We start from the raw sequence: 23,558 nt of genomic DNA on the forward strand, positions 1-23,558 counted from the left end.
CCCCTCAGGTAGCGGGCCGGGCGCAGGTCACGTCCCGGGCCGGGAGGTGGCCGCTCGCCAGGTAGGCGTTGACGGTGGTGTCCACGCACGCGCTGCCGAACACGCCGTACACCGCGTGCTGGTCGGCTCCGCGCAGGGTCACCAGACGGGATGCGGGCCACCGGCGGTGGACCGCTTCGGCGCCGGGGTAGACGGTGCGCGGATCGCCGGTGGCGTTGACGAGCAGGGCCGGCAGGTCGGCGCGGATCGTGGTGGGGCGTTCACGCGGCGCGTCCCAGAAGGCGCACGCGTTGATGCCGTTCGTGACCGGCGCGAACAGCCGGTCCCCCGTCCCGGCGCGCCGCAGATCGCGCCAGTACGTCTCCGGGTCGCGGGGTGCGGCCACGTCCCCGCACAGGATGGCCGCCTGCGCGCTGCCGTAGGCGGACTCGTGCCCGGTCAGCAGGAACTCCAGTGCCGAGGCCAGCCACGGGGACGGGGTGACCGTCCGGCCCCCGGCGGCGCGCCGCAGGTCCCGGACGCCCTGTGCGAAGTCGCCGTAGGCCTGAGGGTTGTCCTGGGAGAGCCCGTTGAAGACCAGGACGGGCAGCACGTGGTCGTCCACCCGGTAGCCGCCCAGGCGCAGGGGTGTGCGGGCCGCGGCGGCGCGGACCGTCTCCACGGTGGCGAGGACCGCGCTGCGGGTGCGGCCGAGTCCGTAGGCCGCGTGGTGGGCGGCGGCCCAGTCCGCCCAGTCGCGCAGGGCGTGCCGGTTGGCCCCGTCCGACCCCCGCAGCAGCCGTGGGCCGTAGCGGGCGGGGTCCACCACGCCGTCCAGGACGACCCGGTCGACGTGGCGCGGGAACATCGTCGCGTAGACCTGGCCGAGGTAGGTGCCGTACGAGTAGCCCAGGTAGGAGATGCGGCGTTCGCCGAGGGCCGCGCGGATCACGTCCATGTCGCGGGCGGTGTTCCGGGTGGTGGCGTACGGCAGCAGGTCACCGGCGTGGGTGCGGCAGCGGTCGGCGAGGTCCGCGGCGAGGGAGACCGTGCGGTCGAAGCCGGCGCGGCCGGTGCCGGCCCCGCGGATCATGCTGCCGGTGGGCCACCGGCAGTCCAGCCGGGTGCTGCGGCCGACGAAGCGGGGGTCGACGCCGACCACGTCGTAGCGGGCGGCGACGTCCTTCATGGCCTTGCCGACCCACGGCGGGTCGCCGATCGTCTGTCCGCCGGGTCCGCCGCTGTTGAGCAGCAGCGCGCCGGCACGGTGCGCGGTGTCGGTGCCCCGGATCCGGGATATAGCGACGGTGATCGTACGGCCGGCGGGGCGGGTGTAGTCCAACGGCACGGTGACGTCGGCGCAACGGGCGCCTGCCTGTTCGAGTTCCTTGCCGGTGGTGTCGTCGGGGCCGAGCAGGCAGCTCCTCCAGTGGAGGTGCTGGTGGTGGTAGCGGGCGAGGGGGTCGGCGGCCGGCCGGGCCGCGGCGGGGGCGGGGGCGGCGCCCAGGGTCAGCGCGCCCGCCAGGGACAGGGCGGCGGCAGCCGCTCCCCGGGCGACCAGGCGGCGCGGACGCCGGGCGGCGGGCGGGGTCGAGCGGGTCATGCGGGTGTCCTTTCGGTGGGCGTGCCCTCGCAGAGGGCCTTGTCGACGACGTCGAGGAAGTCCAGTTCGGCCTGGAGGGTGGCGGGCACCTCGTTGAGGGCGACGGCGACGGTCCGACCGCCCGGGCCGGTGGCGACCAGCGCGCGGTGGCCGCCGGGCACGGTGCCGGCGTGGCCCCACCAGGTGCCGCCGCACGACAGCGGCGAGGAGATCAGACCGAGCCCGTAGCGGGCGCCGGGCCAGAGCCGGTCGGGGTCGGCGGCCACCGTGCGCCGCATCTCGGCGCGTTGGGGCGCGGGCAGCAGCCGGCCGGTGGTCAGCGCGGTGGCGAACCGGGTCAGGTCGGCCGGGGTGGACACCAGGGCGCCGCCGACCCCGCCGAAGGTCGTGTTCCAGTCGGTGCCGTCCACCCGGTGGCCGTCGCCCGAGGTGAAGTAGCTGTGCGAGTGCGGGCCCCGGATGCGCGGGGCGTCGCCCGGCCAGTAGGTGTCGTGCAGGCCCAGCGGGCCGATGATGCGGCGGGTGATCTCCGTCTCCGGGCTGTGGCCGGTGACCTCGCGCACGATCAGACCGGCGATCAGGTAGTTCGTGGTCGCGTAGTGCCAGGTGTGCTCCGGGGCGGGCAGCCGCAGGGCGCGGGCGATGAGCCGGCGCGGCTCGAAGTGGCGGTACCGCAGCCGTTCGGGGTGCCGCCACTCGGGGGCGTCGAGGTAGTCGGGCAGTCCGCTGGTGTGCTGGAGGAGCTGCCGTACGGTGATCCGGCGGCCGTCGTGACCGCCCGCACGGATCAGGCCCGGCAGGTAGCGTTCGACGGGCGCGTCCAGGGACAGCCGCCGCTCGGCGGCGAGTTGGAGGACGACCGTCGCGGTGAAGGTCTTGGTGACGCTGCCGACGCGCAGCCGGTCGGTGGTGTTCATGGGACGGCCGGTGCGCAGGTCGGCCACGCCGTCGCTCGCCGTCCAGCGGGCGCAGGGCGCACCGGCGCCGGTGACCAGCACGGCGGCGCCGGTGATCCGGTCCTGCGTCACCAGGTGGTGAACGGACCGGTCGAGCGCCGGGTGCGGGCCGCATGCGCGGGGCGCGTCCCGTGCGGACTGCGCGGCCGCGGCCGGGACGGCGGTCAGCAGGCAGGCCAGCGCCGTGGCCGCGATGCCGGTACGACGGCGCAGTGCGGAACGGGATGAAGAGATCGTCATGCGACCTCACGCTAGGCACCGCCCGTACGCCGTTCACTCCGGCAGGGGGGCCATTAGGGACGGGGGCGAGCACCAGCGGGCGTCCGGAGGCGAACCCCCGGGGCCGGTGGGGAAATGTCCTCGTCGAACGCGCGTACTAAGGGTGAATGCGGGGCGGACGCGCCGTCTCCCGGGGCGGGGGCTGACAACCTGGGCGCGGGACGCGGGGGTGCGCTCGTGGCCGTGGGGGGAGCAGGGGCATGACGGTTGGGGAGGCCGCCGGCGGTGCCGTCGGCAGGGTGCCGCGGCACGTGGCCTGCGTGATGGACGGCAACGGACGCTGGGCGGCACGGCGGTCGCTGCCGCGTACGTCGGGTCACCGCGCGGCGGAGACGACGGTGATCGACGTCATCGAGGCGGCACGGGCGACCGGCGTGCAGTGGCTGAGCCTGTACGCCTTCTCCACCGAGAACTGGCAACGCCCCAGCACGGAGGTCGACTTCCTGATGCGGCTGGTGCGCCGCGTGGTACGCAAGCACGCCCCGCTGCTGCACGCGCGCGGGATCCGCTGCCGGTTCCTCGGAGTGGCGGATCCGCGGATTCCGCCCGCGCTGGCCCGGGACTTCGCCGATCTGATGACGCTGACCGGGGAGAACCGGGGCATGACGCTGACCGTCGCGTTCGACCACGGCGGGCGCAGCGACATCGTGGCGGCGGCGCGGTCCCTGATCCGCAGCGGCGTGCCGGCCGAGTCCGTGGACGAGCGCAGCTTCGCCGCGCACCTGCCCTTTCCCGACACACCCGACGTGGACCTCGTCATCCGCACCTCCGGGGAGCAGCGCATCTCCAACTTCATGCTCTGGCAGGTCGCCTACGCGGAGTGGATGTTCCCGCCGGTGCTGTGGCCCGACTTCCGGGCGACCCACTTCCTGGAGTGCCTGCACACCTATCAGCAGCGCGACCGCCGCTTCGGCGGCGTGCGGCCGAACGCGAACGGAGACCGACCAGCGTGACCGACACGGGCAACCAGTACCAGGAGTTCTTCCACGATCCGCGCTGGGCGCCGGCCATCATCCGGGCGACCGTCCTGGAAGCCGCGCACCCGCAGGTCGGCGCGGCCCTGCTCGACAGCTCGACGTTCGTGACCCACCCGTGGCGCCGGCTGCGCAACACGGTCGTCAGTCTCCAGCGCATGTTCGGCGCCGACGAGGAGGTGCGGCGCAGGGAGGCGGCGCGGCTCAACCGGCTGCACGCCCGGCTGAAGGGCACCGACGCGCGCCAACGCCCTTACGACGCGCTGGATCCCGCGGTGCGGGCCTGGGTGGTCGCGACGCTGTTCGAGAGCAGCGTCACCATGTGCCGGATGAGCGGGCAGCCGCTGGGGCAGGACGGCTTGGAGCGGCTGTACGCCGCGTTCCGGGCGTACCTCGCCGCCATCGACGGCGATGCCGGCCGACTGCCGTCCACAGTGGCGGAGTTCTGGCCGTACTACGACCGGGTGGTCGAGGAGGAGCTGGAGAACACGGAGGCGATGCGGATCATCCTCTACCGGCTCCTCGACCATCTGCCGGCCCCGCCGCTGCTGCACGGCGTGCCCACCCTGTGGGCGGCCGGCCGGGCGGTCGCCGGTCCGCTGCTGGGCGCGGTCACGGTGGCGTCCCTTCCGGAGTCGTTCCGCAGGCGGGCGGGGCTGCCCGAACTGCCCGGCGCGCAGACCCTGATGCAGGGCGTCTACCTGGGAGCGGGCCTCGCCCGGTTCCTCCCGGACGGCTGGGTGAGGCCCGAGGCCGTCATCGACCTGCTCTCCCTCTCCCCCGACAGCGACGATCCCCGGGCCCGGACGATCGGCGCGCTGCGGGACCGGTTGAGGCGGGCCGGGGCGCTGGTCCGGTTGCTGGCCCCGCTCCCACCGGAGCCGGACACCGGAGCGGGCGCGGCAGCCGTGGCGCGGCGCAGCGCGGAGGAGTTCTTCACGCAGGTGCTGGACCAGACCGGGGACGGCTACCTGGACTGGCCCGACCTCGCCGCCATGGCCCGCGAGATCGCCGGGCGCCTCGACCTGGACGAGCCGGAGGAGACGCGGCTCTACGACGCCTTCGCCGCCTGGTGGCGGGAGTTGCAGGCGGCTCTCGACACCGACGGGGACGGCCGGGTCAGCGCCCCGGAGTACGCGGCGGCCGTGCCGTCCCTCGCCGGTCCCGCGCTGATCAGGGTCGCCGAGGTGCTCTTCGACGTCACCGACGCGAACGGCGACCAGCGCCTCGACGTGGACGAGTACCGGGCGCTGTTCCGTACCGGGTTCCGCCGGGACGTGCCGGGCGCGGACGGCACGTACACGCGGGCGGCGTTCGTACGGGACTTCCTGGCGTTCATGTCGGGCCGGGAGCGTTCGACGCCCTACGACCCGCTGCTCGCCGACGCGTGACCGGGACCGGCGCGTGAGCGGCACCGGTGCGGTGGTGTGCGGTCAGCCGAGGCCGAGGACGCTCAGGGTGTGCTCGGCCATGCGCCGCTCGCCGAGGGCGTTCGGGTGGACCGGGACCACGTTCTGCCCGAACAGCAGCGGCTCGATCCACCGGGTGCCGACCGGCTGGCAGGCGTCGTGCCCGGCGGAGGCCCCGGCGAAGTCGACGTACGTGGCCCCCGTCTCCTCGGCGGCGCGTCGGACCACGGCGTTGAGGTGCGCCTGGAGAGCGTGCAGGTACGGCACGTCCCCGGTGGCGACCGGCAGTCTGACGAAGCAGGACGGATCGGCCGTGGCCGGCGTGATCCACGGGTAGCCGAGCACCGCCACCCGGGCCCGGGGCGCCTTGGCGCGGACACTGCGCAGGGCGGACTCCAGCGCCGGGTAGGTGGTGGCGTCGATCTGGTCGTCGAAGGACGTCCCGTACCGGTCCTTGCACGGGCTGCCCCGGCCGCCGCTGAGGACGCCCGCGGTGCCGCAGGCGACGACGGCGTTGATGAAGGTGCCGTTGTCGTTGCCGCCGATCGTCAGGGTGACCAGGCCGGTGTCGGCGGTGACCGCGTCCGTCTGCGGGGCGACGCCGGGGTACTGGGCCTCGGTGAAGTCCTTGGTCTGGGCGGCACCGCAGGTGACGTCCGTCAGGCGGGCCGCCGCCCGGGCGGCGATGACGTGGGGGTAGTTCGCCGTGGAGCGCAGGCACAGCGGGCTGGTGAGGTCGACGGGGAGGACCCCCGAGGCGGCGCTGTAACTGTCGCCCAGGGCGGCGTAGTTCAGGGGTGTCGTGGCCTGGGCGGGGGCCGTGGCGAGGCCGAGGGCCAGCGCACCGACGGCGGCGGAGGCCGCGGTGAGGACGCGGCGCAGGGCAGGCAGGGGCATGTGGTGCTCTCCCTTCCCGGGTGGGGACACGGGACAGCCGGGCACGGCGGTGCCGTGGGGGTGGTGGATCACGGAAACGGGGCGGCTCGATCGAGCGCAGGGGGGTGTGTCGAGCGGGTGGGGAGTGCGGGGCGGCCGGGGGGCGCCGGCCGCGGCTACGGCGGTGTTACCGCCGGTTGCTACCGCTAGGTAATGTGAGGCCGCCGTACCGCGGAGTCAACCTTGCCGACAGAACTTCCGAAAGTCCGACGGCCTGATATTCCGCCGGAATCCGGGGAACACGAAGGGCAGGAGCACCACCATCACCGGCTGGAGGCACGTCATGATCGCCCTCGGCGTCATTCTGCTCATCATCGGCTTCGTCACAGGCATATCGATCCTGTGGACCATCGGCGTGATCCTGCTGGTGGTGGGAGCCATCCTGTGGATCATGGGAGCCATGGGCCACGCGGTCGCCGGACGGCGACACTATTGGTGAGCGGCGACAACTGATCCTCCCGGCGGGCGCCGACCTCGGCGCCCGCCGCGGCAGGAACCGAGCCACGGCCCGCCGGAGGAAACTCCGGCGGGCCGTACCCGCGCGCCGCGATGGCGCGCCGCCTTTGCACCTCGCGCCTCCCGGGATGGCGCGCCGCCTCCCCGACTCCCCGCGCCCGTACGGCCGCTGCCGTCGACTGTCGCGGAAGCGCCGCGGAATTGTCCGTGATCCGTAACAGCGGGATCCCCTGCCCGACCGTCACCGTCCTGCCAGGTGCCGAAGCACATCGGCACGGCGAAGGCAGACACGGCAGGGGGCGGGACGGACATGGCGCGGCATGGCGGACGGGGATGGTACGGCCGGGTGATCGCGGCGGCGGTCGGGGTCACGGCGGTGGCCGCCGCCACCTCGGTGTGGACCGCGCAGGCCGGCCAGAGCGGCGGCGGGTCCGCCGCACCGGGGGCCGCCCGGCCCGCCGCGCCGAAGACGGCACCCGTGTCCGCGGTCATCGCCCACGCATCCGACCGGGGCGGCCACGCCGTCAACATCACCATCGACGACGGCCCCGACCCGGTCTGGACCCCGCAGGTGCTGCGCGTGCTGCGGGACAACGGTGCGAAGGCCACGTTCTGCATGATCGGCCCCCAGGCCCAGGCGCACCCGGATCTGGTCAGGCAGGTGGTGGCCGCCGGGCACCGGCTGTGCGACCACACCGTGTCCCACGACACCACCATGGACTCCAAGCCCGAGTCCTACCAGGCGCGGCAGATAGTCGACGCGGAGCGCCAGATCACCAAGGCGTCCGGGGGCGTCCGCCCGCTGTACTACCGCGCCCCGGGCGGCGCCTTCACCCCGTACAGCCGGAAACTGGCGGCCTCGCACGGGATGCGGCCGCTGGGGTGGAACGTCGACTCGAAGGACTTCGAGCGGCCGGGCAGCGCCGCGATCATCACGACTGTCAAGGGCGAACTGGCCAACGGGCCCACGCTCCTCTTCCACGACGCGGGCGGCGACCGCTCCCAGACGGTGGTGGCCCTGCGCACCCTCCTGCCCTGGCTGAAGCAGCAGGGGTACGCGTTCGGCTTCCCGGTGCGCTGACCGCGGGCGGCCCGGACCCGCCCTCGGATGCCCTGAGCCGTGTGGCGGCGCCTGGGACCATGGGCGTGTGGACGGGTGTCCGGTGTACGGCGGGGCCGAGCCGATGGACGCGCTGGAGGTGGCGCCGACGGCTCGGACCGCGGTGGCCTGGCTGCCGCCGCCGGAGCTGTGGCCGGCGGTCCAGGAGATCCGCTGGGAGCACGATCCGCAGGTACGGCGCTGGCCGCCGCACGTGAACCTGCTGTTCGGCTTCGTACCGGAGGAGGAGTTCGAGCGGGCCGTACCGCTGCTCGCCGCAGGGGCGGCACGGTGTACGGCGTTCCCTGCGCGCCTTGCCGGTGTGCGCTGGTTCCGGCACCGGCACCACGCGACGGTGTGGCTCGACCCGGCCGCGGCGGGCCCGGCGCCCTGGTCCCGGCTGCACCGGGAACTGGAGCTGCGGTTCCCGCTCTGCCGGGGGCGCGGGGGGCGTTTCACCCCGCATCTGTCCCTCGGCCGCACGCAGGACCCGAAGCGACTGGCCGCCGAGTGCGCCGTCCGGCTGGGCGCGCTGTCGGCGGTGGTCGGGGAGGTGGTCCTGCTGTCCCGGCGCGGCCAGGAGCCCATGCGTCCCCGTGCCGTGATCACCCTGGGCACGGGTGAGATCCGGCTGCCGTAGTCGTACGCGGGGGCGGCGCGGGCTCTTCCCGGGCTCGGGGTGGGGCGCCCTCCGGCGGGGAAAACCGCTGGCCGGGTCGCCTGCCGCGATGCTGGGATGGGCCGATGCGAGACGATGACACGACGGTCGTGGACCGGGGCCGGTACCCGGATGCGGTGACCCCGTGGGAACGGGAGTCCTGGCGCGCCGCGGCCCTCGACTGGGTGGCCGCCCACCTCGTCACCCACGGCCTGCGCGCGTCCGGCGCCCTCCAGGTACGGCTCCGGCCGTGGTCGGTGCTGATCCGGGTGCCGGTGACGGCGGGCGTCGCCGTACGGCCGGCCGGCACACGGGAGGCGACCGCTCCTCGGCCGACGGGCGAACTGCCGCGCTCCGCCGTCTGGTTCAAGGCCAATCCGCCCGGCAGCGCCTTCGAGGGGCCGCTGACCGCCGCGCTGGCCCGCTGGGTGCCGGAGCACGTGTTGTGTCCGCTGGCCGTCGAAGCGGAGCGCGGCTGGGCGCTGCTGCCGGACGGGGGCGACCTGTTCCGGGCCGTGCTCGGCCGGGAGCCGGTCGAGCCGCGCGAGTGGGAGGCGTTGCTGCGCCAGTACGCGTGCGTGCAGCGCGCCTTGGTGCCGCACGCGGAGGAGATCGAACGGCTGGGGGTGCCGGCCGCGCGGACCCGCGACCTGCCCGGGGTGTTCGACGGGCTGCTCGCCGGGAACTCCGCGCTGACCCCGGACGAACGCGCCCGGCTGGCGGGTCTGCGGCCCCGCCTCGTGGACTGGTGCGCGCAGCTCGCGTCCGCCGGTGTCCCGGACACCCTCGACCACGCCGACCTCCACGACGGCCAGTTGTTCCGGCCGGCGCCGGGCCGGTTCACCTTCTTCGACTGGGGCGACGCCACCGTCTCCCACCCGTTCTGCAGCCTGCGCGTCCCGCTCGAACGGGTCCGTGACCGCTACGGGCCGCAGGTGCTGCCCCGGCTGCTCGACGCCTATCTGGAGCCGTGGACGGGAGACGGCCGCACCGCGGCGGAGCTGCGGCGCGCGGCCGAACTCGCCTGGCGGCTGAGCGCCTTGGGCCGGGCCGCCTCCTGGGGCCGGATGTTCTCCGACGCGTCCGGCGCCGACCCGGGGGCCGCGCAGGGCGCCGCGTGGCTGCTGGAGCTGCTGGGCGAGCCCCCGTTCCGGGCCGGCTGACCGCCGCACGCGGTGGCGGCGCGGGTCAGGGCAGCGGGGTGCCGCCGGTCGCGTTGAGGATCTCCCCGGTGATGAAGCTCGCCTCGGGGGAGGCGAGGTAGACGTAGGCGGGGGCCAGTTCGGCGGGCTGGGCCGGGCGGCCGAGCGGGCTCTGCTTTCCGAACTCCGCCGTGTCGGGCATGGTCGCGGGGATCAGCGGCGTCCACACCGGCCCCGGTGCGACCGCGTTGACCCGGATGCCGCGCTCGGCGAGCATCTGGGCCAGCCCGTGGGTGAAGGTGACGATCGCGCCCTTGGTCATCGCGTAGTCCAGCAGGTGCGGGCTGGGCTGGTAGGCCTGCACGGACGTGCTGTTGACGACACAGCCACCGGCCGGGATGTGCGGTACGGCGAACTTGGTCAGCCAGAACATCCCGTACAGGTTGGTCCGCATCACCCGGTCGAACTGCTCGGTGGTGATCGCCTCGATGCCGTCCGGCTGGGACATCTGGTAGGCGGCGTTGTTCACGAGGACGTCGATACGGCCGAACTCCGCGACCGCGCGCTCGATCAGGGACCGGCAGCCGGCCTCGTCGCGGATGTCGCAGGGCACGGCGATCGCCTTGCGCCCCGCCTCCTCCACCAGCCGGGCCGTCTCGCGGGCGTCGTCCTCCTCCTCGGCGAGATGGGTGAAGAGCACATCGGCGCCCTCCCGGGCGAAGGCGAGCGCCACCGCCCGTCCGATGCCGGAGTCCCCTCCCGTGATCACGGTCTTGCGGCCGTCGAGCCGGCCGGAGCCGCGGTACGACTCCTCGCCGTGGTCGGGCGGCGGGTCCATCGGGCCGGTCCAGCCCGGATGCGGCTGGTCCTGAGAGGGGAAGTCGGGGCGGGCGTGCTGTGTGACCGGGTTCGGCCGGTCACCCTGCGGGTCCGTCACGGGGGTCTCCTGCGTCTCGGCGGAACGGGACAGACGACCGGGTTCCCCCCTCTGGCCGGGCGAAAAGCGCTCGTGCCGATCAAGCCCCCGGCGCGTCCTGGCCGGTGGCGCGCAGGTGGTCGCGGCGGGCGAGGTTGTAGATCCGCAGGAGGTGCTTCGCCACGGCACAGTGCGCTCCGTCGGCATGGCACTGGCGGCACGTCCGCATGTGCTGTTCGTAGGTGAAGCGCGCGTTGTCCAACGCGTCGTTGACAGAAGACATCGACTTCTCCGGGCAGGGCGGCGCCGAGGGAGCGGCGCCGAGTTGACTGACTGGTACACCCGGAACAAGGTGATCATGTTACTGCCGGTACTGGGAAACCCGTCCCCGCCGGGGTGGCGGATTCCGGTCAGTGGCCCGGGATACCGCCCGGAACCGCACCTCAGGCACCCCCGCAGCGCCGGCCGACGGCACGACGCGATGGTCACCGTGGGTGACACCGTCAGGGCGCCTGGCCGTCGTCCACGCCCGGGACAACCAGGAGTCCGCGTTCCTGGCGCACCTCCTGGGGTGGGAGGCCGGGCCCGAGTGGCGAGAATCAACCACCACCACGGCGCCCGGGGCCGGTACTCCACGGATCCGGCCGGACTCGGCATGGAGGTCACCTCCCGCCCCTGCGGCAGCCCACCCGCAGCCGCCCCGGCCCTGAGGGAAACGGCAGGCCAGGGCCCCGGTCCCCGCCGCCCCGCACGGCATACTGTGGGGCGTGCATGACTTCCGCCTGATCCGCCAGGACCCCGCTCCGGAGTGGTACGGGCGGTTGCGGGCGCGGGCCGACGACCTCTCCCCCGCCGACTGGCTCACCGTCCACGCGCCGGAGCCGGCCGCCATGGGCACGGTCGCGGGCGTCGCGGCGCCCGGCTTCGCCGCGTACGCCCGGATCCTGCACCCGGCACGGCTCGACGAGCGGCCGGTGCGCTGGTCCACGGTGGCCGCAGCCCAAGGCACGCGGGTCACCCCGGTCACCCGCTGGCACGAGGTCATCCGCGCCGAGCAGGACGACGGCAACCGCTCCGATCCGGGCCTGCCCGGGGTGTGGGACGAGCGGCCCGACGAGGGACCGACCCCGCCGGAGGTCGCGCGGGTGCTGCTGCCCCTGCTGGCCCGGCACACGGGGACCCCGCAGGAGTGCTGGTTCGGGCTGTGGAGCGGGTACGGCCGCTGGGACTGGGAGCGGTTCCCGACGTTCGAGACGCCGGGCCGGGACGAGGTGCTGCTCGCCGGCCGGCTGACCGACGCCGTCTCCCCGGTGTCCCTGGACGAGTTCGCCGAGCTTCCCGATCTGTGGTGGCCGCAGGACCGCTCCTGGTGCCTGGGCGCGGACGTGGACCTGACCGGCACCTACGTCGGCGGCTCACCGGAGCTGATCGCCGACCTGCTGGCGGCGCCGGACCTGGAGACCCACCCCGTGCGCCCGTCCGATCCGGTCGGCTGACGACTCCGAAACATTTCGCTCCGCACCACGAATGATGCGAGGGGTATTGACGACCCGTCACCCCCTCCTATCATCCAGAGCATCCGGAACGCCGACCACTGTTCGGTATACCAAACAGCTGCTCAGGCGGTGATTCCGCTATGTCATGCGCATGACAGAAAGACACCACCGCACCCGCCCGCAACGATCGACCGTACGAGGAGAACCATGAACTGTCCTCGAAGGCCCGGCCGGCGCCTGGCCTCCCTCCTGGGCGCGTTCGCCGCCGTCACCCTCGCGGTGACCGGTACGGCCGACGCCCGGCCCGCACCGATCAAGGCGAGTACCCTCGGCGCCCAAGCCGCCCAGTCCGGGCGGTACTTCGGCACCGCGGTGGCCGCCGGCAAGCTGGGCGACGGGACGTACACCACGATCCTGGACCGGGAGTTCAACGCGGTCACGCCCGAGAACGAGATGAAGTGGGACGCCACGGAGCGCTCCCGGGGCTCGTTCACCTTCACGGCCGCCGACCAGATCGTCAGCCACGCAGTCGCCCACGGCCAGCGCGTGCGGGGCCACACCCTGGTCTGGCACTCCCAGCTGCCCGGCTGGGTCGGCTCGATCTCCGACGCCACCACCCTGCGCAGTGTGATGCACAATCACATCACCACCGAAATGAACCACTTCAAGGGAAAGGTGTACGCCTGGGACGTGGTGAACGAGGCGTTCGCCGACGGCGGCAGCGGCGCGCGGCGCGCCACCGTCTTCCAGAACGTCCTCGGCGACGGCTACATCGAGGACGCCTTCCGCACCGCCCGCTCGGCGGACCCGGCGGCCAAGCTCTGCTACAACGACTACAACATCGAGAACTGGTCGGACGCCAAGACCCAGGCCGTGTACCGCATGGTGCGCGACTTCAAGTCCCGTGGCGTGCCGATCGACTGCGTCGGCTTCCAGAGCCACTTCGGCTCGTCCGGGCCGCCCTCGAGCTACCAGACGACGCTGGCGAACTTCGCCGCCCTCGGCGTGGACGTGCAGATCACCGAGCTGGACATCGCGCAGGCACCGGCGACCGCGTACGCGAACACGGTCAGGGCCTGCCGGAACGTGGCGCGCTGCACCGGCATCACCGTGTGGGGCATCCGTGACAGCGACTCCTGGCGCAGCGGGGAGAACCCGCTGCTGTTCGACGGCGCCGGGAACAAGAAGGCCGCCTACGGCGCGGTGCTGTCCGCACTCGGCGGTGCGGCGGCCGCCCCGGCGGCCCCGTCCGCCGCGGCCGCGCTGCCGTCGAGCTTCACCTGGTCCTCCAGCAAGCAGCTGATCGCGCCGAAGCCGGACGCGACCCACAACATCGCCGGGATCAAGGACCCGTCCGTCGTCTACTACAACGGCAAGTGGCACGTGTTCGCCAGCGTGGCCGGCTCCTCCGGCTACAACCTCGTCTACCTGAGCTTCAGCGACTGGTCCCAGGCGGGGTCGGCCACCCACCACTACCTCGACCGCACGGCCATCGGCAGCGGCTACCGGGCCGCGCCCCAGGTGTTCTACTACGCGCCGCAGAAGCTGTGGTACCTCGTCTACCAGACGGGCAACGCGTCGTACTCCACCAACGCGGACATCAGCAACCCGAACGGCTGGAGCGCGCCGCGCAACTTCTACGCCTCGATGCCGGACGTCATCAAGCAGCACATCGGCAACGGCTACTGGGTCGACATGTGGGTGATCTGCGACAGCGCCAACTGCTACCTGTTCTCCTCCGACGACAACGGGCACCTCTACCGCTCGCAGACCACCGTCGGCCAGTTCCCGAACGGGTTCACCAACACCGTCATCGCCGCCCAGGACTCCAACAAGTACGCCCTGTTCGAGGCGAGCAACATCTACCGGGTCCAGGGCGGCAACCAGTATCTGATGCTCGTGGAAGCGGTCGGTTCCGACGGGCGGCGCTACTTCCGCTCCTGGACCTCCGGCAGTCTCGCCGGCTCCTGGAGCCCGCTGGCCGCGTCCGAGAACAACCCCTTCGCGCGGGCGAGCAATGTGGCCTTCCCGTCGGGCGCCTGGACCAGGGACATCAGCCACGGCGAGATGATCCGCGCCGGATACGACCAGACGCTGACCATCCCCGCGTGCCGGCTCCAGTACCTCTACCAGGGCATGGACCCGAACGCGGGCGGTGACTACAACAGTCTGCCGTGGCGGCTGGGCCTGCTCACGCAGACCAACTCCGCCTGCTGAACGACCGGAAGCGGGACGCCGCCCGCAGCGGCGTCCCGCTTCCTTGACTCCCGTGCACCGCCTACGGGTTCACGACTTTCCCGCCGAAGGTCACCACGAGGTGGCCGTCGGAGGCGAAGGACCAGCCGAGGGCGCCCGCGTAGGAGGTGCAGCGGGATCCGTTGGTGCCGGTCCAGAACTGGTTGGAGCTGTCGGCGTTGCCGACGGTCTTGTCGTTCGAGCCGCTGACGGCGAAGCGGCACGAGGTGTTCGTGCGGAACACGGAGGTGCCCTTGTCGAACGAGAAGTTGCGCTCGGCGTTGTCGACGGCGACGTTGCCGGAGATCGCCATCGTGCCCGGGTTGCTGTTGTAGGTGAACCCGTGGTGGCCGTTCTTGTAGGCGATGCTGTGCTGGACCACGTGGTTCACGGCGATGTCGTCGCCGCCGAGCTTGTAGCCGTTGCGGTCGCCGTTGGAGTTGACGGTGCCGTCGCTCAGCGTGCCGTTGCCGTAGGACAGCGAGTACTCGATGGTGACCGGTCCGATGGCGCCGGTGTCCTTCTTGGTGAACAGGTCCCAGCCGTCGTCGATGTTGTGGTGCGAGACGTCGTAGCGGAAGACGTTCCCGGTCCCGGTGGTCAGCTTCGCGGCGAAGCCGTCGGCGTCCTCGCCGTCGGAGTCGGCGTTGTCGTGCGACTCGGAGCTGACGACCAGGTTGTTCGACGGCCACCGGGAGCTGGGCGTGGTCGAGGCGATCCGGCCCAACTGGAGCCCGGTGTCCCGGTTGTAGGCGGTCACCACGCGCTCCACGACGTTGTTGCTGCCGCCGACGAAGATCCCGTTGTCGCCAGCGTGCTCGACGGTCAGGCCGTACAACCGCCAGTAGTCGGCGTTCAGCTGGATGCCCCGGTTGGACGAACCCTCGCTCTGCCCCGAGAAGTCCAGTACGGGCTTCTCGCCGGGGTAGGCGGAGAGCGTGGTGCGGGCGCTGGAGGTGCCGTTCGCTCCGGCCGGGATGGTGATCGTGGAGGAGTAGCGGTACGTCCCGCCGCGCACGTAGATCGTGCCGCCGGGGGTGATCCGGCTGATGGCCGAAGCGAGCGTGGTCGGGGCCGACTGGGTGCCGGCCGCGCCGTCACTGCCGTTCGGTGACACGTAGAGCACGGCGCCGGCCGCCGCCGTGGACGCGGCCCCGGCCGTGGTGCCGGACAGCGCGACGACCGCGCCGGCGAGCAGACCGGCACACGCGATGGCTGGTCTCAGTTGCATCGGCTTGTCTCCCTGCGGGTTGGCTGTGCTGCTGTGGCATGGTGCAGGCGGTGAGAAAGCGCTTTCTCTCTTGCGACTGCCCCGACAGTAGGGAGAGGCCATGCCCACGTCAATCGTCGCGTACATGATTTTTATTCAGATGTGTGAATAGCGCGGGCTCTCTGACGGGCTCCCCGAGACAGCGAAACGTCCGGGTCTGCCCCGCAGGGCGGACCCGGACGTCGTGTTCAGCGCGTCTTCGGCGTGTCGGGAGGGTCAGAGGAGGTCGAACCGGTCCGCGTCCATCACCTTGCTCCACGCGGCGACGAAGTCCTTGACGAACTTCTCCTTCGCGTCGTCGGAGGCGTACACCTCGGCGAGCGCGCGCAGCTCGGAGTTGGAGCCGAAGACCAGGTCGGCACGGCTGCCGGTCCACTTGACCTCGCCGGTGGCGGCGTCGCGGCCCTCGAACGTGGTCTGGTCCTCGGAGGTCGCCTTCCACGTCGTACCCAGGTCGAGCAGGTTGACGAAGAAGTCGTTCGTGAGGACGCCGGGCGTCTTGGTGAAGACGCCGAGCTGGGACTGCTGGTGGTTGGCGCCGAGGACGCGCAGGCCGCCGACGAGCACCGTCGTCTCGGGGGCGCTCAGGTTCAGCAGGTTGGCCCTGTCGAGCAGCAGGAACTCGGCCGGCAGGCGGTTGCCCTTGCCGAGGTAGTTGCGGAAGCCGTCCGCGGTCGGCTCCAGCGCCTCGAAGGACTCGGCGTCGGTGTGCTCCTCGGTCGCGTCGACCCGGCCCGGGGTGAAGGGCACCTCGATCTCGAAGCCGGCCTCCTTCGCGGCCTTCTCCACGCCGGCGGCGCCGCCGAGGACGATGAGGTCGGCCAGCGACACCTTCTTGGCGCCGGAGGAGGCGTTGAACTCCTGCTGCACGCCCTCCAGGGTGCGCAGCACCTGCGCCAGCTGGTCGGGGTCGTTGACCTCCCAGCCGCGCTGCGGGGCGAGGCGGATACGGGCGCCGTTGGCGCCGCCCCGCTTGTCGCTGACGCGGAAGGTGGACGCGGACGCCCACGCGGTGCCGACCAGCTGGGACACCGTCAGCCCCGAGTCGAGCAGCGTGGCCTTCAGGGTGGCGATGTCCGCCCCGTCGATCAGCTCGCCCTCGCGCTCCGGCAGCGGGTCCTGCCACAGCAGGGTCTCCTGCGGGACCTCCGGGCCGAGGTACAGCGACTTCGGGCCCATGTCACGGTGGGTCAGCTTGTACCAGGCGCGGGCGAAGGCGTCCGCGAACGCGTCCGGGTTCTCGTAGAACCGGCGGGAGATCGGCTCGTAGATCGGGTCGAAGCGCAGCGCCAGGTCGGTGGTCAGCATCCGCGGGCGGTGCTTCTTCGCCGGGTCGTGCGCGTCCGGGATGATCTCCGGGGCGTTCTTGGCCACCCACTGGTGGGCGCCGGCCGGGCTGCGCTCCAGCTCGTACTCGAACTCGAAGAGGTTCTTGAAGAACCCGTTGCTCCACCGGGTGGGCGTGGCGGTCCAGGTCACCTCGAGTCCGGAGGTGATGGCGTCGCCGCCCTTGCCGGTGCCGTGGGTGCTGCGCCAGCCCAGGCCCTGCTCCTCCATCGAGGCGGCCTCGGGGTCGTCGCCGACGTGGTCCGCCGGGCCCGCGCCGTGCGTCTTGCCGAAGGTGTGGCCGCCGGCGATGAGCGCGACGGTCTCCTCGTCGTTCATCGCCATGCGGCGGAACGTCTCACGGATGTCGCGGGCCGCGGCGATCGGGTCCGGGTTGCCGTTCGGGCCCTCCGGGTTGACGTAGATCAGGCCCATCTGGACGGCGCCGAGCGGGCTCTCCAGCTCACGGTCGCCGGTGTAGCGCTTGTCGTCCAGCCAGTTGGTCTCGGGGCCCCAGTAGACGTCCTCCTCGGCCTCCCAGACGTCCTCGCGGCCGCCACCGAAGCCGAAGGTCTCGAAGCCCATCTGCTCCAGGGCGACGTTGCCGGTGAGTATCAGGAGGTCGGCCCAGGAGATGCTCTGGCCGTACTTCTTCTTCACCGGCCACAGCAGGCGGCGGGCCTTGTCCAGGTTGACGTTGTCCGGCCAGCTGTTGAGCGGCGCGAAGCGCTGCTGGCCGGCGCCGGCGCCGCCGCGGCCGTCGCTGATGCGGTAGGTGCCCGCGCTGTGCCAGGCCATACGGATCATGAGGGGGCCGTAGTTGCCGAAGTCGGCGGGCCACCAGTCCTGCGACGTGGTGAGCACCTCGGCGATGTCCCGCTTCACGGCGGCGAGGTCCAGGGCCTTGAAGGCCTCCGCGTAGTCGAATTCCGTGCCGAGGGGGTTGGCCACGGCCGGGTTCTTGGCAAGGATCCTCAGGTTGAGTCGCTCCGGCCACCACTGGCGGTTGCCGCCACCCTGGGTCGGGTGCAGGGCCCGGTCGTGCGCGACGGGGCAACCGCCGCTGGCCTCCTCCGCCTTCGCGTCTGTGACGATCGCGTCGTGGTTCTCAGTCATGGCAATCCTTCCGAACTGTGCGGAACTCGGTGCTCAGGAACTGCGGCCGGTGGAACAGTCGGGGCACAGGCCCCAGTAGACGACCTCGGCCTCGTCGATGGCGAAGCCCCGGTCGTCCGCGGCGGTCAGGCAGGGCGCGTCGCCGACGGCGCAGTCGACGTCGGCGACGGTGCCGCAGGACCGGCAGACGATGTGGTGGTGGTTGTCGCCCACGCGCCCCTCGAACCGGGCCGGATGGCCGGCCGGTTCGATACGGCGCAGGAGGCCCGCGGCGGTGAGCGCGTGCAGGGCCTCGTAGACGGCTTGTACGGAGATGTGACCCACGCGATCGCGGACTCCGGCGGCGATCGCCTCGACGCCGAGGTGGTCGCCGTCCCGGACGGTCTCCAGCAGCGCGACGCGGGCTGCCGTCACGCGCAGGCCGGCACCGCGCAGTTCCTCGGCGGTGGTCGGGCTCGGGGAGGCGGTCATGAGGGCGAACCTACCCCCATAAACACGAGTGGTTCAAGAAAACGAACGATGCAATTCTGGCCGCGTGCCGTGGGCTGCCGCACGCCTGGGGGACCCGGCCCGGGCTCAGGCGTGCCCCGAGCCGTCCCGGTAGCGGCGGGCCAGGGCGTGGAAGGCCTGCTTCGGTTCCCAGTGCCAGTCGGAGTCCGGGTCGTCCGGGTGGTCCTTGACGGTTCTGGTGAGGGCGTAGCTCGCCATGTCGAGGTCGTGCCGGGGGTCGTCCGGGCGGTGCGGGGCGTCGGGGGTCACGAACTCGAAGGCCATCGCCGCGTACAGCCCCATGGAGGTGAACACGTCGAGGAGGCGCGTGAGGTACGCCGCCTGGGTGCGCTCGCTGCGGACCAGGTGGCCCTTGATCTCCTCGGGCTTCTTGTCGTAGTCGACGACGTCCCAGGCCATCCCGCCGGCCTCGGGCGCCCCGACATAGGCGCAGGTGCCGAACTCGGTGATGGCCAGGGGCCTGCCCCACCGCAGATAGCGGCTCAACTCCCGTACGTGGTCGGCCGGGTCGGGGAAGTAGGCGTAGTAGTCGATGCCCACGATGTCGAACAGGCGCCAGTCGACCTGGTCGTCCTGGGCGGCGGCATAGCTGAGCCGGCCGCCGAAGACGGACCGCCCGACCCCGGCGGCCTTCGCCGTGAAGCGGTCCAGGCGGCGTTGCATCGCGACGGGGTCCACCCGGCCGGCGAGCAGGTTCCGGACGCGTTCGAGGGCCGTGTCGCCGGGCACGATTCCCGGCACGAACAGCCAGAACTCGCAGCCGACGCTCAGGTCCACCGCGGCTCCCTGCCGGCGCAGCCGTTCCGCGAACCGGCCGGTTTCGGCGAGGTGTTCCAGGATGTCCCGCTCGGGCACGTCGCCGAGGGTCGGCTGGAGCCAGACGCGCAGGCCCCGTTCGGCCGCCTCGGCGGCGGTGGCCGTGAGTCGTTCCACGCCGTCGCCCGTCACGTCGACGGTGTCGGCGCCCAGCTCGTCCCGGATGACCCGCATGTCCTCGCGCATCCGGGCCGCGCTGAAGGCCGTACCCGGTGTCTCGCCCTCCCCCACGGTGTAGACGACCCCGTGGTGGCGCAGTCCTCGCTGCGCGGCCCGCGCCGGCCCCGAGGGCAGCACGGCCGTGGCGAGCCCCGCGGACGCCAGGCCGGCCAGGAACTGTGCCCGCTTGATCCCCTTGGTCTTCTCCATACGGTCACCCTGCCGGGCCGACCTGGCGGGCGGCGTCCGCCGACGGTCTACGGAGCGGGGCCGAAGGGCGGGAATCCCCCGCCGAAAGTCGCGGCCGGAAGGAGCACCGTGAAACGGACATTCGCGGCGCCGGGTGGGAGACTCGGACTCTGTCATCGAGGTGACTGTCGAGAGGGATACCGGTGGACCTGGACGGCGTCGCCGACGAGCTGTACGGGCTGCGGCCGGAGGAGTTCGTGGCCGCCCGGGACAGCCGCGCCCGGGACGCCCGCGAGGCCGGTGACCAGGCCCTCGCCAAGGAGATCGGCGCGTTGCGACGGCCGAGCCTGGCCGCCTGGGTCAGCAACCTGCTGGTGCGCCGGCAGCCGGAGGAGGTCGAGCCGCTGCTCGGCCTGGGCGAGGAACTGCGCCGCGCGCACCGCGAGCTGGACGGGGCGGGGCTGCGCGGGCTCGCCCACCAGCGGAACGAGGTGATCGGCGCGCTGGGCCGCCAGGCGCGGCGGCTGGCCGCGTCGGCCGGGCATCCGGTGGGCGAGGGCGTCCAGCGGGAGGTCGAGGACACGCTGCACGCCGTCCTCGCCGACCCTGAGGCCGCGCGGGAGTGGGCGGCGGGCCGGCTGGTGAAGCCGCTGCGTCCGACGGGCGGGTTCCCGGCGGCCGACGAGACCCTGCTCGCCCGCCGGCCCGCGCCCGAGCCGGCGAAGCCCGCCCCGGGCCGAGGCCGTACCCAGGACAAGGAGCGCCGGGAGGAAGCGGAGCACCGCCGGCGCCTGGCCCGCGAGGCCGAGCGGGAACTGCGCGCCCGCCAGAAGGAGGCCGACACCGCCCGGCGGGCGCTGGAACAGGCCGACGCCCGGCGGGCCGAAACGGAGGAACGGGTCCGCGAGCTGCGGGAGCGACTGCGGCACGCCGAGGAGGAGCAGCACCGGGCACGAACCGACAGGGAGGCCGCGCAGGAACGGGCCCGCCGGGCCGACCACGCCGTCCAGGAGGCCCGGACACAGGTGAGGAAGAGGACGGCGCAAGGACCGCGCGAGTGACCGGAGATGGCCTAGGACGAGAGGTCCTGTCCGTGGCGCCAGATCCGTAGGGGGCCGAGTGGCTCGAAGCCGTGGCGGAGGGCGGTCTCCAGGGCGGCGCCGTGTTCGTAGCCGACCACCGGCAGGCTCGGGAACAGGCGGTGTACCGCGTGCAGGAGGCCCGGCCAGGCGGCGTCGGGGCCGGCGTTCGAGGTGAAGACGTTGGAGATGCCGACCACCCGGTCGCTGCGGCTCGCGACCGCTCCGGCGACCACCCGGCCGCCCGGGTCCCGCCCGGCGAGCACGAAGGTGGCCGGGTCGTCGAGCAGTCCGGGCCGGAAGAGGTCCGCGTCGCCGTCGCCGTCGTCCCAGGCCAGCGCCCAGGCGTGCAGGGTGCCCGGGGCGTCGGCCACTTTCCACGCGAGGTCGGAGGCGGTGGCGGGGGCACCCGCCGCGCGGTGGATCCACTGCGCCTCGAACAGGACCTGGAATCCGGCCGCGGTCAGGTCCAGGTCGGCGAAGCTGTCCTTGACGGAGGCGCCCCGCGCGGTGGTGTCGACGCGCGCGGCCAGGGCGGCCGGGTCCGCACCGGGCGCCAGTGTCACCGCGTCGGGGTAGTACGGCGGGGTGCGGGTCGGGGCCGCCCAGGCGTCCGGGCCGAACTCGCCCGCCACACCGTGCGATCGGCTCATCGCCGCACACCACTCGGCGTTGTTGCGGGCGGCTACCCGGACCATGCACTGCTTCGACGTCGTCACAGGCGGATCATCGCCTGCCCAGGGCGGTGCGGCGAACGGTTTTCCGGCGTCGGCGGCCTGCACACCCGTCGGCCCCGGTGCGCCCGCGGTGAGCCCACGCGGTGGGCGGTGCCGTCGGGGTCCAGGTACGCGAACTCCCCGAGGGGGTACGGGGTGTCCGTCGGCTCGGTCAAGCGGCCTTCGACCGGCGGCGGTCTTCCACTCCGCAGGGACCGCGTCGGCGTCGCTCACGCAGAGGCGGACGACGGCTCCGGTGCGGTGGGGGTCGTGCCCAGGCCCCTCGGGGGGGGGGTGCCTCCACGGGCCGTCGAGACCGAGTCCCGCTCGGCGAAGCCCGGCAACCGACGTCCCGGAGGAGTGCCTGTCCGGCGGTCAGGGAGCGCGTCCGTCAGCATGCCGGGTGGCCTCACTCGTGTGGGTGTACACCGTCCCGCCGTCCGTGGCATCCGCGGCGGCCCGTCGTTCGGCAGCAGTGTGATGTTTGCCATGTGACGTGATGAACGGGGGGTGAACGGGCAACGTTCCCCTTCATGCCCCACGCGAACCCCCAGCAGCAGGTGATGTGATGACCACGGCGACGACCCGGGCGCCCCGGACGCCGTCCGCCCAAACCGGCGCGGCCACCGCCGGGCCCCCCGCGGCGGCCGCACCGGCCGCCCCGCCCTCCCTGCCGTCGCTCACCGGGCTGCGCTGGATGGCCGCGCTGCTGGTGTTCGGCCTGCACGTGAACAACTTCGGCTACTTCGGCGGCACCGCCGGCCGCTTCGTGAACTGGGCCTTCGGCGCCGGCGCCACCGGAGTATCGTTCTTCTTCGTCCTGTCCGGGTTCGTGCTGACCTGGTCGGCGCGGCCCCGCGACCGCGCGCTCGCCTTCTGGCGGCGGCGCGTCGCCCGGATCTACCCGGTGCACCTGGTCACTCTCGGCATCGCGTTCCTCATGGCGTACACGCTGGCCCACCAGCCCCGGCCCACGGTGAAGCAGGCGCTGGCGAACGTGCTGCTGCTGCACTCCTGGTGGCAGCCGTGGTGGCAGACCCTCGACCCCGTGAGCTGGTCCCTGGCCTGCGAGGCGTTCTTCTACGCCGCCTTCCCGCTGCTCTTCCTTCTGCTGCGCCGGCTCGACGTGCGCGGCTCGCTCGCGCTGGGCGCGCTGTCCGTGGCGGCGGTCCTGGTGCTGGCGTGGTCGGACGCCCACCACTGGTGGGACCACCCGATCTACTCGTTCCCCGCCGCGCGGCTGCCCGAGTTCGTGCTCGGCGCGGTCACCGCGCGGCTGGTACTGCTCGACCGCTGGCGCGGGCCGGGTCTGGAGGCCTCGCTCGCCCTGACCGTCATCGGCTACTTCATGGTGCCGCAGGTCACGCCCGGCTACTCCTCCCTCGCGTGCACCCTCGCCGGCTTCACCCTGCTCATCCCCGCGGCGGCGGTCGCCGACCTGAACGGGCTGCCGTCCCTGTGGCGGCGTCGGCGGATGGTACGGCTCGGGGAGCTGTCGTTCGCCTATTACATGATCCATCTGCTGGTGCTGCGCGCCGGAGCCGAGGTGCTGGGCAAGAAGCCGCACTTCGGCACGCCGGCCGCGCTGGCGGTCACCGCGACCGTGTTCGCTCTGTCGCTCGGCCTGTCCTGGCTGCTGTACGAGGTGGTGGAGTGCCCGGCGCGGCGCCTGCTGCTGCGCCGGCGCCGGCCGGCCCGGGTACCGGCCAGCCGGGAGGCCCCGGCACCCGCACCCGCACGCGACTGACGCCGGCCGGGTGCGGCAGGCCACACGCTCCTCCCTTTCCCCCGGCTGACGCCCTCCCCACCGCCCGCCGCACGTCGTCGCCTCGGTGGCCGACCGGTCGCACGCGCGGGTGACGTCGGCAACAGCGAGGAGAGTCCCGCGTCATTCGGGGTAGGCGGCTCCCGACACCGGCCCGGCGGCACCCGCCGACGGGCCGGCACCGGTCGAACGCAGCGAAGGAGCCGAATCCACGTGCGCGGGAAGCAGGGCAGCGGGGTCGTACGACCCACGCTCGCGTCTGCCCCACACCTCCGTCCCGGTGACCCGCCGACCCGGGACGACACCCGGCGCCCCGGCCATCCGGCCACCCCCGCGACCACCGGCGCGACCCGGCACCCACGCCCCGGCACCACCCCGGCGCACCGCCCCCGCCCGCACCGGCCCGGCGATCCGCTGCCGCCGCCATCCGCTCGATCCTCCGGACAACGCGCTCGTGACCTGGGGAAAGTTCAG

Annotated in this window: 20 protein-coding genes; 10 read left to right on the plus strand and 10 right to left on the minus strand. The window is 73.0% G+C overall.

All coding sequences use genetic code 11. The features are described 5' to 3' along the window. Positions 1-4 precede the first annotated feature (4 nt). On the minus strand, positions 5-1,582 hold the full coding sequence (locus ACZ3ZD_RS12575) for an alpha/beta hydrolase (protein ID WP_467395914.1): 1,578 nt from the start codon (positions 1,580-1,582) through the stop codon (positions 5-7). After that, on the minus strand, positions 1,579-2,778 hold the full coding sequence (locus ACZ3ZD_RS12580; RefSeq protein WP_467395916.1) for a serine hydrolase domain-containing protein: 1,200 nt from the start codon (positions 2,776-2,778) through the stop codon (positions 1,579-1,581). Before ACZ3ZD_RS12580 ends, ACZ3ZD_RS12575 begins: the two co-directional genes overlap by 4 nt. Positions 2,779-3,017: 239 nt before the next feature. Here ACZ3ZD_RS12580 and uppS point away from each other — a divergent pair, with 239 nt between their 5' ends. Both uppS and ACZ3ZD_RS12590 read left to right on the plus strand, forming a co-directional pair. Beyond that, positions 3,018-3,770, plus strand: coding sequence for a polyprenyl diphosphate synthase (gene uppS, locus ACZ3ZD_RS12585; protein ID WP_467395918.1), 753 nt, complete (start codon positions 3,018-3,020; stop codon positions 3,768-3,770). Continuing rightward, the gene (locus ACZ3ZD_RS12590; protein WP_467395920.1) at positions 3,767-5,182 is read left to right on the plus strand and encodes an oxygenase MpaB family protein; all 1,416 of its coding nucleotides are present in this window, start codon (positions 3,767-3,769) and stop codon (positions 5,180-5,182) included. Before uppS ends, ACZ3ZD_RS12590 begins: the two co-directional genes overlap by 4 nt. 42 nt (positions 5,183-5,224) lie before the next feature. On the opposite strand, the gene ACZ3ZD_RS12595 is transcribed toward ACZ3ZD_RS12590, so the two are convergent. Then, complete coding sequence (locus tag ACZ3ZD_RS12595) at positions 5,225-6,097, minus strand: SGNH/GDSL hydrolase family protein (RefSeq protein ID WP_467395922.1); 873 nt, start codon at positions 6,095-6,097, stop codon at positions 5,225-5,227. Positions 6,098-6,419: 322 nt separating this feature from the next. On the opposite strand from ACZ3ZD_RS12595, the gene ACZ3ZD_RS12600 reads away from it, so the two are divergent. The 4 genes from ACZ3ZD_RS12600 (at position 6,420) to ACZ3ZD_RS12615 (ending at position 9,512) form a co-directional block, all read left to right on the plus strand. Continuing rightward, positions 6,420-6,575 carry a DUF6131 family protein gene (locus tag ACZ3ZD_RS12600; protein WP_467395924.1) on the plus strand — a complete coding sequence of 52 codons (156 nt, stop codon included), beginning with the start codon at positions 6,420-6,422 and terminating at the stop codon, positions 6,573-6,575. Between the two features lie 327 nt (positions 6,576-6,902). Then, a complete protein-coding gene (locus ACZ3ZD_RS12605; RefSeq protein ID WP_467396495.1) occupies positions 6,903-7,673 on the plus strand; it encodes a polysaccharide deacetylase family protein in 771 nt (256 codons plus the stop codon). Positions 7,674-7,740: 67 nt separating this feature from the next. Beyond that, complete coding sequence (locus ACZ3ZD_RS12610; RefSeq protein ID WP_467395926.1) at positions 7,741-8,331, plus strand: 2'-5' RNA ligase family protein; 591 nt, start codon at positions 7,741-7,743, stop codon at positions 8,329-8,331. Between the two features lie 104 nt (positions 8,332-8,435). Next, entirely contained in the window at positions 8,436-9,512 is a 1,077-nt protein-coding gene (locus ACZ3ZD_RS12615; RefSeq protein ID WP_467395927.1) for a phosphotransferase, read from the plus strand. Positions 9,513-9,537: 25 nt separating this feature from the next. Here the strand turns inward: ACZ3ZD_RS12615 and ACZ3ZD_RS12620 are convergent, their stop codons facing one another. Together ACZ3ZD_RS12620 and ACZ3ZD_RS12625 are read right to left on the minus strand one after the other, a co-directional pair. Further along, positions 9,538-10,428 (minus strand): SDR family oxidoreductase, encoded by an 891-nt coding sequence (locus tag ACZ3ZD_RS12620; RefSeq protein WP_467395929.1) that lies wholly within the window; start codon positions 10,426-10,428, stop codon positions 9,538-9,540. Positions 10,429-10,507: 79 nt separating this feature from the next. Further along, on the minus strand, positions 10,508-10,690 hold the full coding sequence (locus ACZ3ZD_RS12625) for a hypothetical protein (RefSeq protein WP_467395931.1): 183 nt from the start codon (positions 10,688-10,690) through the stop codon (positions 10,508-10,510). 484 nt (positions 10,691-11,174) lie between these two features. Here ACZ3ZD_RS12625 and ACZ3ZD_RS12630 point away from each other — a divergent pair, with 484 nt between their 5' ends. Then, positions 11,175-11,903: a hypothetical protein gene (locus ACZ3ZD_RS12630; RefSeq protein ID WP_467395933.1), complete on the plus strand. Its 729-nt coding sequence runs from the start codon at positions 11,175-11,177 to the stop codon at positions 11,901-11,903. Between the two features lie 207 nt (positions 11,904-12,110). Then, complete coding sequence (locus ACZ3ZD_RS12635; protein WP_467395935.1) at positions 12,111-14,120, plus strand: glycoside hydrolase; 2,010 nt, start codon at positions 12,111-12,113, stop codon at positions 14,118-14,120. Positions 14,121-14,181: 61 nt separating this feature from the next. Here ACZ3ZD_RS12635 and ACZ3ZD_RS12640 read toward each other — a convergent pair whose 3' ends face one another. The 4 genes from ACZ3ZD_RS12640 to ACZ3ZD_RS12655 all read right to left on the minus strand — a co-directional run bounded on the left by ACZ3ZD_RS12640 (position 14,182) and on the right by ACZ3ZD_RS12655 (position 19,545). Beyond that, positions 14,182-15,369, minus strand: a complete 1,188-nt coding sequence (locus ACZ3ZD_RS12640) for a right-handed parallel beta-helix repeat-containing protein (RefSeq protein ID WP_467395937.1) — start codon at positions 15,367-15,369, stop codon at positions 14,182-14,184. A 255-nt stretch (positions 15,370-15,624) separates the two neighbouring features. After that, positions 15,625-17,850 carry a catalase/peroxidase HPI gene (katG, locus tag ACZ3ZD_RS12645; protein WP_467395939.1) on the minus strand — a complete coding sequence of 742 codons (2,226 nt, stop codon included), beginning with the start codon at positions 17,848-17,850 and terminating at the stop codon, positions 15,625-15,627. A gap of 33 nt (positions 17,851-17,883) precedes the next feature. Beyond that, complete coding sequence (locus ACZ3ZD_RS12650; protein ID WP_467395941.1) at positions 17,884-18,321, minus strand: Fur family transcriptional regulator; 438 nt, start codon at positions 18,319-18,321, stop codon at positions 17,884-17,886. 105 nt (positions 18,322-18,426) lie between these two features. Beyond that, the gene (locus ACZ3ZD_RS12655; protein WP_467395943.1) at positions 18,427-19,545 is read right to left on the minus strand and encodes an abortive phage infection protein; all 1,119 of its coding nucleotides are present in this window, start codon (positions 19,543-19,545) and stop codon (positions 18,427-18,429) included. 182 nt (positions 19,546-19,727) lie between these two features. On the opposite strand from ACZ3ZD_RS12655, the gene ACZ3ZD_RS12660 reads away from it, so the two are divergent. Continuing rightward, positions 19,728-20,585 carry a hypothetical protein gene (locus ACZ3ZD_RS12660; RefSeq protein ID WP_467395945.1) on the plus strand — a complete coding sequence of 286 codons (858 nt, stop codon included), beginning with the start codon at positions 19,728-19,730 and terminating at the stop codon, positions 20,583-20,585. Between the two features lie 11 nt (positions 20,586-20,596). Here the strand turns inward: ACZ3ZD_RS12660 and ACZ3ZD_RS12665 are convergent, their stop codons facing one another. Continuing rightward, positions 20,597-21,322: a hypothetical protein gene (locus tag ACZ3ZD_RS12665; RefSeq protein WP_467395947.1), complete on the minus strand. Its 726-nt coding sequence runs from the start codon at positions 21,320-21,322 to the stop codon at positions 20,597-20,599. A gap of 565 nt (positions 21,323-21,887) precedes the next feature. Between ACZ3ZD_RS12665 and ACZ3ZD_RS12670 the strand changes: the two genes are divergently transcribed. Next, a complete protein-coding gene (locus tag ACZ3ZD_RS12670) occupies positions 21,888-23,066 on the plus strand; it encodes an acyltransferase family protein (protein ID WP_467395949.1) in 1,179 nt (392 codons plus the stop codon). The last annotated feature ends 492 nt before the right edge of the window (positions 23,067-23,558 follow it).

This window comes from Streptomyces sp. NPDC023481, from assembly GCF_055560195.1.